The following is a 12647-nucleotide window of genomic DNA, read 5'->3' on the forward strand; positions in this document are numbered from 1 at the left end:
AGGACGGCGCAACCTTAGGTCCGCTCGGCGGATTTCCGCAAGCGCGCGATGAAGAACCCGTCCATGCCGCCGCGTTCCGGCCACAGGTCCGGGCGCAGCCGCAAGCCGCCCTGGGGCGTGATCCAGCCCGGCTCGATGCCGGGGGCGCGGGGCGGCTCGACCGCCAGGCCGGGATGGCGGGCCAGGGCGGCGGCCAGCTGCGCCTCGCCCTCGGCGGGCAGGAGCGAGCAGGTGGCATAGACCAGCCGTCCGCCGGGCTTGAGCAGCTCCAGCGCATGGTCGATCAGCCGCGCCTGCAAGCCGGTCAGTTCGGCCAGCCCCTCGCCGTCGCGGATGCGCGGCAGTTCGGGATGGCGGCGGATGGTGCCGGTGGCCGAGCAGGGCGCATCCAGCAGCACCGCGTCCAGGGCCGCGTCCGGCCGCCAGTCCAGCGCATCCGCCGCGACCAGCCGGGCGGAAAGCCGGCAGCGCGCCAGGTTCTCGGCCACGCGGGCCAGGCGCGGCTCGGAAATGTCCACCGCCGTCACCTCGGCCCCGGCGGCGGCGAGCTGCAGCGTCTTGCCGCCCGGCGCGGCGCAAAGATCGGCGATCGCCTCGCCCGGCTGGGGGTCGAGCACCCGCACCGCCAGCGCGGCGGCCGCGTCCTGCACCCACCAGTCGCCCTCGGCATAGCCGGGCAGGGCCGAGATCTGCGCGGCGGCAGGCAGCCGGTGCGAGCCGGTGGGCAGCGCCTCGCCGGGGCAATCCGCGCCCTTGGGGGTCAGGTCCAGGGCCGCGCCGGCCTCATGCGCGGCCTCGATGGCGCGGGCGGTATCCTCGCCCCAGGCGGCGACGATGGGCGCGCGCAGCCAGGGCGGCATCTTCTGCGGCGAAAGCCCGGCCCAGGCCGGGGCGGCGCCGGCGATCTTGCGCAGCACCGCGTTCACCATGCCGGCCGCCGCCTGTCCCTTTGGCCCCGAGGACCGTGCCAGCGCCACGGCGGCATTGACCGCGCCATGCGGCGCCTCGTCCAGGGCCAGCATCTCGACGGTGGCCAGCCGCAGGATGCGCATGATCTCGGGGCGCGGGCGGCGGGCCAGCAGCGGCGCCAGCAGCAGGTCGGCGCGGTCGGCGCGGCGCAGCACCTCGAGCGCGAGGCGGCGGGCGCGGGCGCGGTCGGGCGGCGACAGGCGCTCGGTCAGCGCCGCCGCCTCGTCCAGCGTCGCGCCCTCGTCCACCGCGGCCAGCAGGCGCAGCGCGCCCTTGCGTGCCCCGTCCCTGACCGTCTTGCCCTGTGACTTGTCCAAAGCCTGCCCCTTGCCTAGATTGATCCCGTCTAGCGTGAAGCAGGGGAAACCGCCATGACCGACCGCAAGGATCTGCCGCCCGCCGCGCAGCGCGCGCTGGCCGAGGCCGAGGAGCGCCGCCGCAAGGCGAAGCCGCTGGACCTGCCGGTCGAGCTGGGCGGGCGCGACGGGCCCGAGCCGGTGCGCTATGGCGATTACGAAAAGAAGGGCATCTGCGTCGATTTCTGAGGCGCCGTGCCCGGCTGCCCGGTCGCATGGGTATTTGGAGAACGGAGAAATCCGCCCTGCTGGCGAATCCGTGAACGGCGTTGAGCTGGCCGTTTACTTGCCATTGGGGTTCGGCGTCTAAACAATGCGCCAACCACCAAAACCGCAAGGAACGGCAGATGGCCTCTGGGCAGGGGATGATGAGATGGGCGGCGCTGGCGATCATGCTGGCGGGGCAGGCTTTCGCGCAGCAGGGTCCGGGTGGGGGCGGGGCGCAGGGCCCGACCGAGGTCGGCGTGGTGGCCACCGCCGAGGAGGACGTGCCCTATACCGTCACCCTGCCCGGCCGCGCCATCGCCTATCAGCAGACCGGCATCCGGCCGCAGGTTGGCGGGGAAGTGCTTGAAATCTCTTATGATCCCGGCAGGCCGGTCAAGGCCGGCGACGTGCTGTTCCGCCTGGACCCCGAGACGCTGGCCGCGGCGCTGGCCGCCGCCGAGGCCGCCGTGGCGGGGGCCGAGGCCAGCCTGACCCAGGCGCAGAATACCGTCACCCGCTATCGCCGGCTGGAGGGTTCGGGCGTTTCGGCCGTGGACCGCGCCAATGCCGAGGTGTCGTTGAAACAGGCCGAGGCAGACCTGAAATCGGCCGAGGCCGCGCGGGATGCGGCGCGGCTGGCCCTGCAGCGCACCGAGATCAAGAGCCCGCTGGACGGCGTGGCGGATGTGGCGGCGGTCTCGGTCGGCGACCTGGTGACGGCGAGCCAGTCCGAATCGCTGACCACCATCACCCAGCTCGACCCGATCTATGTCGACGTCTCGGAATCCAGCGCCCGCATGCTGCGCAACCGGGCGCGCATCAGCGCCGGCCAGCTGGTCGTCAACAGCGGGGTGACGACCCAGCTGATCCTGGAGACCGGCGAGGAATACCAGGGCGAGGGGCGGATCGTCAGCCCCGGCATCGCGGTTTCGCCCACCACCGGCACGGTGCCGATCCGGCTGCAATTCGACAATCCCGACCGGATGATCCTGCCCGGCCAGTTCCTGCGGGTGAAGCTGACGCTGGGCACCACCCGCGCGGTGCTGGTCCCGCAGCGCGCGACCAGCCGCGCCTCGGACGGCACGCTGACCGCCTTCGTCGCCCGCGACGGCAAGGCCCAGCAGGTCACGCTGAGCGAGCAGGGCAGCTATCGCAACAGCTGGATCGTCACCCAGGGCATCAATCCGGGCGAGCAGCTGATCGTGGACGGGCTGGAAAACCTGCGCGCCGGCGCCGAGATCGCCACCGTCCCCGTCACCATCGACGCCCAGGGCGTCGTGCGCGAGATGGACGAGCGCGGGGAAGGCTAGGGCATGGCACGTTTCTTCATTCACCGCCCGGTCTTTGCCTGGGTGCTGGCCATCGTGACCATGCTGATCGGCACCTGGTCGCTGATCAACCTGCCGGTCTCGCAATATCCCGACATCGCGCCGACCACGATCCGCATCACCGCCAACTATTCCGGGGCGACGGCGCGGGCGGTGCAGAACTCGGTCACGACGCCGATCGAGGACGCGCTGACCGGGCTCGACGGGCTGCTCTATACCATCTCCTCGGCCTCGACCGGGCGCAGCGTGATCGAGATGGTCTTCGACGACAGCGTGGACCCGGTCGATGCGCTGAACGAGGTGCAGTCCAAGGTCCGCTCGGTCGAAAGCCGGCTGCCGACGCCGGTGCAGAACGACGGCGTCTCGGTCACGCGCTCGTCCTCGTCGATCCTGATGGTCGGCTCGCTGGTCTCGACCACCGGGCAGCATTCCACCATCGAGCTGGGCAACCTGCTGGAGCAGGTGGTCGAGGGGCCGGTCAAGCGCACCGAGGGGGTGGGCGGGGTCAATGTCTTCGGCTCGGGCTATGCCATGCGGATCTGGATGGACCCGCTGCGGCTGGCGCAGTTCCAGCTGACGCCCACGGACCTGACTACCGCCGTCGCGCAGCAGAACAGCACCGTCTCGGTCGGCGCGCTGGGGGAGCAGCCGGTGGTGGCGGGCCAGCAGTTCACCGCCAACATCACCGCGCAGAGCCAGCTGACCTCGGTCGAGGATTTCCGCAACATCCTGCTGAAGACCGGCGAGGACGGCGCCACCGTGCGGCTGGGCGACGTGGCCGAGGTCGAGATCGGCCAGACCCGCTATGGGCGCGATTCGCGCTTCAACGGCATGAACGCCTCGGGCTTTGCGGTGAACCTGGCCACCGGCGCCAATGCGGTCGAGACGGCGAGCGGGGTGCGTGCCACGCTGGAGGGGCTGAAGAACGCCCTGCCCGAAGGGGTCGAGGTGCATATCGCCTATGACACCGCGCCCTTCGTCGAGCTGTCGATCGAGAAGGTCTATCACACGCTGATCGAGGCCATCGGGCTGGTGTTCCTGGTCATCCTGGTCTTCCTGCAGAACTGGCGGGCGACGCTGATCCCGATCATCGCCATCCCCGTCGTGCTGCTGGGCACCTTCGGCATGCTGGGGGCGCTGGGATATTCGGTGAACACGCTGACCATGTTCGCCATGGTGCTGGCCATCGGCCTTCTGGTCGACGACGCCATCGTCGTGGTCGAGAACGTCGAGCGGGTGATGGAGGAGGAGGGGCTGGGCCCCGTCGAGGCCACGGAAAAGAGCATGGGCCAGATCAGCGGCGCGCTGATCGGCATCGCGCTGGTGCTGTCGGCGGTGTTCCTGCCCATGGGGTTCATGCCCGGTTCGACCGGGGTGATCTATCGCCAGTTCTCGGTCACGATCATCACCGCCATGGTGCTGTCGCTGCTGGTGGCGCTGATCCTGACGCCGGCGATGTGCGCCAGCCTTCTGCGGCAAAGCCACGGCCCGGCGCGCTTTGCGCCCGCGCGCTGGTTCAACGCCGGCTTCGACCGGGTGACGCGCGGCTATTCCGCCAGCGTGCGCCGCACCCTGCGCCGGCCGATGCTGGTCATGCTGGTGCTGGGTGCGATCAGCTATGGCGCCATCGACCTGTTCGGCCGCCTGGACACGACCTTCATCCCCGGCGAGGACCAGGGCGTGCTGCAATCGCGCATCACCCTGACCCAGGGCTCGACCGCGCAGCAGACCGCCGCCGTGGTGCAGGAGATCGAGGAATACATGCGGACCGAGGAAAAGGACGCAGTGGAATCGGTCTTTGTCGCCATGGGCTTCGGCTTCGGCGGCACCTCGCAGAACCGGGCGATGATCTTCGTCAAGCTGCGCGACTTCGACCTGCGGCAGAAAGCCGAGCTGTCCGCCTCGGCGGTGGCGCGGCGCGCGAACGCGCATTTCTCGGGGCACCGGGCCGGGCGCATCTTCTTCATGCAGCCGCCGGCGATCCCGCGGCTGGGCAACTCGGCCGGCTTCACCATGTATCTGACCGACCAGGCGGGCGGCGGCATCGAGGCGCGGACCGAGGCGGCCGAGCTGCTTGAGCAGCGGGCGAACGAAGACCCGCGGCTGACCAATGTCGAAAGCTCGGGCACCGAGGACGAGGCGGCGTTGCGCATCGACATCGACCAGCAGAAGGCGGAAAGCCTGGGCGTCAGCCTGTCGGGCGTGAACGCCATGCTTTCGACCATCTTCGCCGGGACCGAGGTCAACGACTTTGCCCTGGGGGCGCAATTGCGCCCGGTCATCGTGCAGGGCGCGGCGGCGAACCGGATGCAGCCCGAGGACGTGGACAGCTGGTATGCCCGCAACGCGGGCGGCGAGATGGTGCCCTTCACCGCCTTCATGTCGACCCGCTGGGAGCCGGTCGAGCCCTCGCTGGCGCGGATCGACGGCATCGACGCCATCGAGATGGAGGGCGAGCCGGCGCCGGGCGCCAGTTCCGGCCAGGCCATGGCGGCGATGGAGGAGCTGATCGCCGGCCTGCCCGGCAACTATGCCGCCGCATGGACGGGCCTGTCCTATCAGGAGCGGCAATCGGGCAACCAGGCGCCTTGGCTCTTCGCGCTGTCGGCGCTGGTGGTGTTCCTGTCGCTGGCGGCGCTTTACGAAAGCTGGTCGGTGCCGTTCTCGGTCATGCTGGCGGTGCCGGTGGGGGTTCTGGGCGCGGTGGTGGCGGCGCTGACCTTCGGCCAGGCCAACGACGTCTATTTCAAGGTCGGCATCCTGACCACCATCGGCCTGGCGGCCAAGAACGCCATCCTGATCGTCGAATTCGCCCGCGACCTGGAACAATCCGGCCGCGCCACCGTCGCGGCCGCCATCGAGGCCGCGCGGCTGCGGCTGCGGCCGATCCTGATGACCTCGCTGGCCTTCATCCTGGGCGTGCTGCCCCTGGCCATCGCCACCGGCGCGGGCGCGGCGGCGCAGAACTCGATCGGCATCGGGGTGATGGGCGGGATGATCGCGGCGACCTTCCTTGGCATCTTCATGGTGCCGGCGTTCTACGTTACCGTGCGCCGGCTGACCGACAGGAGAGCCCGGACATGAACGACCTTCCCCGACTGACCTCGCTGGCGCATGGCGGCGGCTGCGGCTGCAAGCTGGCGCCCTCGGTCCTGCGCGAATTGCTGGCCGATCAGCCCCTGGCGCAGGCGTTCCCGCAGCTGCTGGTCGGGACCGAGACCTCGGACGACGCCGCGGTCTGGCAGGTCGACGACGATACCTGCGTCATCGCCACCACCGATTTCTTCATGCCCATGGTGGACGATCCGCGCGCCTTTGGCCGCATCGCCGCGACCAACGCGATTTCCGACATCTATGCCATGGGCGGGCGGCCGATCATGGCCTTGGCCATCCTGGGCATGCCCATCGACAAGCTGGCGCCGTCGCAGATCCGCGAGATCCTGGAAGGCGGGCGCGAGATATGCCACCAGGCCGGGATTCCGGTGGCGGGCGGTCATTCCATCGACGCGCCCGAGCCGATTTATGGCCTGGCGGTGGTCGGGCTCTGCCATCCCTCCGAGCTGCGGCGCAATGCCGATGCGCGGCCGGGCGACGCGCTGATCCTGACCAAGGGGCTGGGCGTCGGCATCTATTCCGCCGCGATCAAGAAGGGCGCGCTGGACGAGGCCGGCGTGGCCGAGATGGTCGCCTCGGCCACCACGCTGAACCGCATCGGCGCCGACCTGGCCAAGCGCGGCGATGTCCATGCCATCACCGACGTGACCGGCTTCGGCATCCTCGGCCACGGGCTGGAGATCGCGCGGGGCGCCGGGCTGCGGCTGCGGCTGAGGCTGGCGGAATTGCCGCTGTTGTCGCGGGCGGCGGAACTGGCCGAGGCGGGTTTCGTCACCGGCGCCTCGACCCGGAACTGGGCTGCCTATGGCGCCGAGGTCGAATTGCCCGAGGGCCTTGCCCCCTGGCAGCGGGCGCTGCTGACCGATCCGCAGACCTCGGGCGGGCTCTTGGTCGCCTGCGCGCCTGGGGCCGCTGGCCAGGTGCTGGATTTCATCCGCGGCGCGGGCTTCCCGCTGGCGGCCGTGGTCGGGCATGCCGAGCAGGGGGTCGCCGGCATCTCGGTCGAATAGCGCCGGGATTCTTGGGTATTTGGACAACGAAGAAGCGGCGGGCGGCGGGGAACCCGGTGCCGTGGCCGGCGTTGGGGCGCAGGAGGATGCAGCCCATGTCGCAGATTTCCCTGTCCCGTATCGCCGTGCTGAGCGTGGCGCTGGCCTGCCTGGCCGCGCCGCTTTCGGCCCAGGACGCCCCTGCCGAGGCGCAAAAGCCGGCACAGACCGCCGCCGCCGGCGCCGGCGAATGCCCGCCCGCCGCGGCCCAGGCCGAGCCGGCGACGCCCGAGACCGCCTCGGCCGACGGCACCGCGCCCGAGAACTCGGGCTCGACCGGCTGGACGGGCGGCACCGGCGGGTCGATGATCGGCACCAATCCTTCGGGTGCGGATGCCGCCACCCGGACCTGGCAGCCGCCCACCGCCCGCGGCCTCGACCTTGCCGGCCGGCCCGAGCCGGTGCCGGCCTGCTGATACCGCGGGCGATTGACGCTGCCCCCCTTGCCGCGGAAGATGCGGGCAAAAAGGGGGACCGCGATGACCGACGACCGGAGTTCTGCCACCATCGAGGCGCATTCGCCCTATTCCGAATCGCTGGAGATGGAGGTCGTGGCCGCCACGCTCGACGAGGTCGTGCTGCGCATGCCGGTGACGCGGACCCTGACCAATCGCAACGGCGTGCTGCATGGCGGCGCGATCATGAGCTTGGCCGATCACGCCGCCGGCACCGCCACCCAGCTGCGCCTGGCCGAGGGCGCCGCCACCACCACGCTGGAAAGCAAGACGAATTTCCTGCGCCCGATTCGCCTGGGCGACGTGGCCGAGGCCCGGCCCCGGCCGCTGCACCTGGGCCGGACCACGATGATCTGGCAGACCGACATCCGGCGCGGCGACGGCAAGCTGGCCGCCGTGGTGATCCAGACCCAGCTGGTGCTGGAATGGAAGGAGCCCGGCTGAGCTATTCCGCCGCGCCGATGGTCAGCTCGACCTCGGCCAGCCCCTCGACCCTGCCGGCCAGCCGGTCGCCTTCCGCGACGGCGCCGACCCCGGCCGGGGTGCCGGTCATGATCAGGTCGCCCGGCGCGAGGTGATAGTATTGCGACAGGTCCGCGACCAGTTCCGGGATGGACCAGACCATGTCGCAGATCGGCGCATCTTGCCGCAGCGTGCCGTTCACCTCCAGCCGGATGCGCTGCGCCGCCGGGGCGAAGTCCCGCGCCGGGGTCAGGGCCGAGAATACGGCCGCGCCCTCGAAATTCTTGCCCAGATCCCAGGGATGGCGCTTGTCCTTGGCCCGGCCCTGCAAGTCCCGCCGCGTCATGTCGAGGCCGGTGCCATAGCCCCAGACCGCCGCCATCGCCTGCGCCGGCGCGATGCGGAAGGCGGGGGCGCCGATGGCCACGACCAGCTCGACTTCGTGATGCAGGTCGCGCGTGCCGGGCGGATAGGGCAGGGTCGCGCCACTTTGTCGCACCGCATGGGCGGATTTCAGGAAATAGAACGGCGCCTCGCGGTCCACCTCGGCCCCCATCTCGGCGGCATGGGCGGCATAGTTGCGCCCGACGCAGAAAATGCGGTTCACGGGGAATCGCACGTCCTGCCCCAGGACCGGCAGCGCGGCGGGCGGCGGCGGGGGAAACAGATATTCGCTCATGCCCGCGACCCTGCCACGGCGGCGGCGTCGCGGCAAGAACGCCGGCGCCGTTGCCCGCACCGGATTTTCGTGGCAAGAGAGCGTAAAGCCAACCGAATGCAGGGTTCGCATACATGACCGATTTCGCGCAGCGCCGCACCATGATGGTCGACACTCAGGTGCGTCCGAACGAAGTGACCAGCTATCCCGTGATCGAGGCGATGCTGAACGTCCCGCGCGAGCAGTTCGTTCCCGAATCGCGCCGAGACGTGGCCTATGTCGGCAACAATATCGACCTTGCCCCCGGCCGCGTGCTGCTGGAGCCGCGGACGCTGGGCAAGATGATGGATGTGCTGGACCTGCAGAACGGCGACCTGGTGCTGGATGTCGGCTGCGGCTACGGCTATTCCGCCGCCGTCATGGCCCGCATCGCCGAGGCCGTCGTCGCGCTCGAGGAGGACGCCGCCATGGCCGCCGAGGCGGAAAGCCGGCTTGCCGCGCAGGACGTGTTCAACGTCGCCGTGGTCCAGGGCGCGCTGGCCGAGGGCTGCGCCAGCCAGGCCCCCTATGACGCCATCCTGATCGAGGGCGCGGTCGAGCAGGTGCCCGAGGCGCTGGCCGATCAATTGCGCGAGGGCGGCCGCATCGTCGCCATGTTCCGCGAGGGCAACCTGGGCACCGTCCGCATCGGCCACAAGCTGGATGGGCGGTTGAACTGGCGCTTCGGCTTCCATGCCACCGCTCCGCTGCTGCCGGGCTTTGCGCGTCCGCGGGGTTTCGTCTTGTGATGCCGACAGGAAAGGCCATGGCATGTTTCGCAAAACGCTGAAAAACCTGCGGCGTCCGCTGATCGCAGCCCTGCTTGCGGGCGCGACGGCCGCCCCCGCCGGGGCCGAATCGCTGGCCGATGCCATGGTCGCGGCCTATCGCCACTCGGCGCTTCTGGAACAGAACCGCGCCGTGCTGCGCGCCGCCGATGAGGACGCGGCCACCGCCCTGGCCCAGCTGCGCCCGGTCGTGCAATGGATCGCCGAGCATAGTTTCCAGAAGATCAACGGCCTGGCCATCGGCCGCTCGACCGGCATCGGGCTGCAGGCCCAGATCACGCTTTACGATTGGGGCCGCAACGCCATCGCCATCGACGCCGCCAAGGAAACCGTGCTGGCCACCCGCGCCGCGCTGGTCGGCGTCGAACAGGACGTTCTGCTGGGCGCGGTCCAGGCCTATCTGGATGTGCGCAGCGCCACCGAACAGGTTGATCTGCAAGCCAATTCCGTGCGCGTGATCGGGCAGGAACAGCAGGCCGCCTCGGACCGTTTCGAAGTGGGCGAGATCACCCAGACCGACGTCTCGCAGGCCGATGCCGCCCTGGCCGCGGCGCGCGCCAGCCTTGCGGCCGCCCGCGGCAACCTGGAGGTCGCGCGCGAGGTCTATCGCGCCGCGACCGGCCGGGCGCCGGGCCAGCTTGCGCCGCCGCCGCCCACCCCGGCGCTGCCCGCCTCGCTCGAGGCGGCGCGGCAGATCGGCCAGCGCAGCCACCCGGCGATCCTGCAGGCGCAGCGCCTGGCCGCCGCCGCCGAGCTGGGCGTCGCCGCCGCCGCGGCCGAGCGCAACCCGACGCTGACCGGCCAGGCCAGCATCGGCCGGTCGCGCGAACTGTCGCTTCAAAGCCAGCAGGAATCGACCCGCAACACGCTGGGCGCCTCGCTCAGCCTGTCGCAGACGATCTATTCCGGCGGGCGGCTGCCCTCGGCCCATCGCAAGGCGATGGCGCGGCGGGACGAGGCGCGGGCCGGGCTGCTTCAGGTTTCGCGCCAGGTCGACGAGGCGGTCGGCCGGTCCTGGGCGGGAATCGACGTGGCACGGGCGCAGATCGGTGCCATCGACGAGCAGATCGTCGCCGCGCAGCAGGCCTACGAAGGCGTGCGCGAAGAGGCGACGCTGGGCGCGCGCACGACGCTGGACGTGCTGGACGCCGAACAATTGCTGCTCGAGGCGCGGGCGAACAAAATCTCGGCCGAGGCCAATCTGCAATTAGCACATTATCAACTTCTGGCTGCTATGGGTCTGTTGACGGTGGAAAACCTGAAACTGGGGATACCGACCTATGACCCATCGGCCTATTACAATGCGGTGCAGGACGCACCCTTTACCAGCAGGCAGGGCGAAAGCCTCGACCGCGTCTTGCGCGCGCTCGGCAGGGACTGACGCCGCCGCCCTCGATCCGGGGGGCGCATCATGCAGCATGAGGTGATGCGCCAACCGGCGCCGGGCCCCGGCTCGGACAATGTCGGCGACGTGCTGGCCTCGATCCGCCGGCTCATCGCCCAGGATGGGGCGGGCTGCCGCATCCCGGACCAGGCGCTGAACGCGCCGCCGGCCCAGGACGAGGCGCCGCCGGCGCAGACTGCGCCGCTGCCCCGACCGGCATCCTCGGCGCGAATCACCCCCTTGGTGCTGGACAGCAGTATCCTGGTCGCGGCCGAGCCCGTGAATGACCCGCAAGCCGGCGTTCCGCCGGAGCCGCGGATATTCGGCGACTGGCTGCGCATGCCGCCGGCCGAGGAACCTGCCGCGCCCGAGGCACGGGCAGGGCGGGTGGATGCCGCCGAAGCCGCGGCGGATCATGCCGACATCGAAGCCACCATCCAACCCCCCGGCCCTTCGCCCGAGGCGCCGACCACCACCATCCTGCAAATGGAGGAAACCATGCTGCATGCGAATGCTTCCGTGACCCCTATCAACCCGGCTGCCGAGGCGCAGGCGGCCGAAGCCTTGGCCCGCGACACCGGCGAGCCGCATCTTTTCGCGCCCCAGGACAAGGATGCGCAAAAGGGCACCCACCTGCGCGGCATGATCCGCGAGGCGATCCGGCAGGAGCTTCAGGGCGAGATCGGCAACCGTCTCAGCCGCAACCTGCAACAGATGATCCGCCACGAGATCGAACTGGCGCTGCGGCAGATGTGCGAAGAGGATTGAGCCGGCCGTCCCGCCGCCGGGTTCCCGCCGCCGGGCCGTAGTGCAGAAAGGGGCCTGTCCCGACCTGCGCCTGGGCCTTGCGCTTCGATCCGGCCGGTTTCGAAGGATGCCGGTCCCGGCCCTTTCGCCCGAACCCGGCGCAAGGGGCGGCCGCTAGGGCATCGTCCGGGCTGCGAGGCCGGTTCATCGCCACGCGCAACCGCCGGAGGGTCAGGTTTGAACTGGCGAATCCGGTCATCCACGGCGCTGGTCGGCCATTCGTGCCGGGCTGGCCCAAGGGGGTCAGGTGTCCGCGATCTGGCCGGCCGGGGGGCAGAGCCGCACTTCGGTGTGCCATTCCGTGCAGCGCCGGTGCAGGTCCTGGGGCAGGGGCTGGTCGGTGAAGATCGCATCCAATTCGGACAGGCTGGCGATGCGGGCCGGCGCGGGGCGGCCGATCTTGGAATGGTCGGTGACCAGGAAGGCGCGGCGCGCCTGGCGCAGGATGGCGCGGCTGACCCGCACCTCGGCCAGGTCGAAGTCCAGCAGGTCGCCGTCATGGTCCAGCGCCGAGGTGCCGATGACCGCGTAATCCACCTTGAACTGCTCGAAGAACTGGGTGGTGAGCTCCCCCACCAGCCCGCCGTCCGAGCGCCGCAGCGTGCCGCCCGTCACCATGATCTCGCAGCCCGGATTGGCCAGCAGGATATTGGCGACATTCATGTTGTTGGTGATGACGGTGATGTTGGAATGATGGATCAGGGCGCGGGCCACCGCCTCGGTCGTGGTGCCCAGGTTCAGGATCAGGCTGCAATTGTCGGGAATTTCCGCCGCGCAGGCCGCGCCGATGGCGGCCTTGGCCTCGGCATTCATGCGCCGCCGGGCCTCATAGCCCAGGTTGACCGCGCCGGCGCGCGGCACCGCCCCGCCATGCACGCGGTCCAGAAGGCCCGCCCCCGCCATCTCGCCCAGGTCGCGGCGGATGGTCTGCAAGGTCACGTCGAAGCGTTGCGCCAGGTCCTCGACCAGCACCCGCCCCTCGGCGCGGGCAAGTTCGAGGATCTCGTTCTGGCGTATGCTGAGCGCCACCG

General features: G+C 70.4%; 12 protein-coding genes. 9 read left to right on the top strand and 3 right to left on the bottom strand.

The genetic code is table 11. The annotated features are described in order from the left end of the window. Positions 1–14: 14 nt before the first annotated feature. Positions 15–1286, bottom strand: coding sequence for an RsmB/NOP family class I SAM-dependent RNA methyltransferase (locus E3U25_RS21070; RefSeq protein ID WP_116223136.1), 1272 nt, complete (start codon positions 1284–1286; stop codon positions 15–17). Positions 1287–1340: 54 nt separating this feature from the next. Between E3U25_RS21070 and E3U25_RS21075 the strand changes: the two genes are divergently transcribed. The 6 genes from E3U25_RS21075 (at position 1341) to E3U25_RS21100 (ending at position 7922) form a co-directional block, all read left to right on the top strand. Then, positions 1341–1514, top strand: coding sequence for a DUF1674 domain-containing protein (locus E3U25_RS21075; RefSeq protein ID WP_036751458.1), 174 nt, complete (start codon positions 1341–1343; stop codon positions 1512–1514). A 158-nt stretch (positions 1515–1672) separates the two neighbouring features. After that, positions 1673–2842 (top strand): efflux RND transporter periplasmic adaptor subunit, encoded by a 1170-nt coding sequence (locus E3U25_RS21080; RefSeq protein ID WP_036751456.1) that lies wholly within the window; start codon positions 1673–1675, stop codon positions 2840–2842. Positions 2843–2845: 3 nt separating this feature from the next. Further along, positions 2846–5944 carry an efflux RND transporter permease subunit gene (locus E3U25_RS21085; protein ID WP_072461353.1) on the top strand — a complete coding sequence of 1033 codons (3099 nt, stop codon included), beginning with the start codon at positions 2846–2848 and terminating at the stop codon, positions 5942–5944. Further along, positions 5941–6984 (top strand): selenide, water dikinase SelD, encoded by a 1044-nt coding sequence (gene selD / locus E3U25_RS21090; RefSeq protein ID WP_116223135.1) that lies wholly within the window; start codon positions 5941–5943, stop codon positions 6982–6984. Before E3U25_RS21085 ends, selD begins: the two co-directional genes overlap by 4 nt. A 95-nt stretch (positions 6985–7079) precedes the next feature. Continuing rightward, the gene (locus E3U25_RS21095) at positions 7080–7439 is read left to right on the top strand and encodes a hypothetical protein (RefSeq protein WP_116223134.1); all 360 of its coding nucleotides are present in this window, start codon (positions 7080–7082) and stop codon (positions 7437–7439) included. A gap of 63 nt (positions 7440–7502) precedes the next feature. After that, a complete protein-coding gene (locus E3U25_RS21100; protein ID WP_036761026.1) occupies positions 7503–7922 on the top strand; it encodes a PaaI family thioesterase in 420 nt (139 codons plus the stop codon). A 1-nt stretch (position 7923) separates the two neighbouring features. On the opposite strand, the gene E3U25_RS21105 is transcribed toward E3U25_RS21100, so the two are convergent. Continuing rightward, positions 7924–8619, bottom strand: coding sequence for a fumarylacetoacetate hydrolase family protein (locus E3U25_RS21105; RefSeq protein WP_116223133.1), 696 nt, complete (start codon positions 8617–8619; stop codon positions 7924–7926). Between the two features lie 113 nt (positions 8620–8732). On the opposite strand from E3U25_RS21105, the gene E3U25_RS21110 reads away from it, so the two are divergent. Genes E3U25_RS21110 through E3U25_RS21120 form a run of 3 tightly spaced genes read left to right on the top strand, consistent with a single transcriptional unit; the run spans position 8733 to position 11577 of the window. Beyond that, positions 8733–9386, top strand: a complete 654-nt coding sequence (locus E3U25_RS21110; protein WP_072461349.1) for a protein-L-isoaspartate O-methyltransferase family protein — start codon at positions 8733–8735, stop codon at positions 9384–9386. A 22-nt stretch (positions 9387–9408) separates the two neighbouring features. Next, positions 9409–10806: a TolC family outer membrane protein gene (locus tag E3U25_RS21115; protein ID WP_116223132.1), complete on the top strand. Its 1398-nt coding sequence runs from the start codon at positions 9409–9411 to the stop codon at positions 10804–10806. Positions 10807–10836: 30 nt separating this feature from the next. Further along, positions 10837–11577 (top strand): hypothetical protein, encoded by a 741-nt coding sequence (locus E3U25_RS21120; RefSeq protein WP_116223131.1) that lies wholly within the window; start codon positions 10837–10839, stop codon positions 11575–11577. Between the two features lie 282 nt (positions 11578–11859). Here E3U25_RS21120 and E3U25_RS21125 read toward each other — a convergent pair whose 3' ends face one another. Then, entirely contained in the window at positions 11860–12645 is a 786-nt protein-coding gene (locus E3U25_RS21125; RefSeq protein WP_072461456.1) for a DeoR/GlpR family DNA-binding transcription regulator, read from the bottom strand. Positions 12646–12647: the final 2 nt, after the last annotated feature.

It is taken from the genome of Paracoccus versutus, assembly GCF_029909795.1.
GTDB classification, from domain to species: Bacteria; Pseudomonadota; Alphaproteobacteria; order Rhodobacterales; family Rhodobacteraceae; genus Paracoccus; species Paracoccus versutus.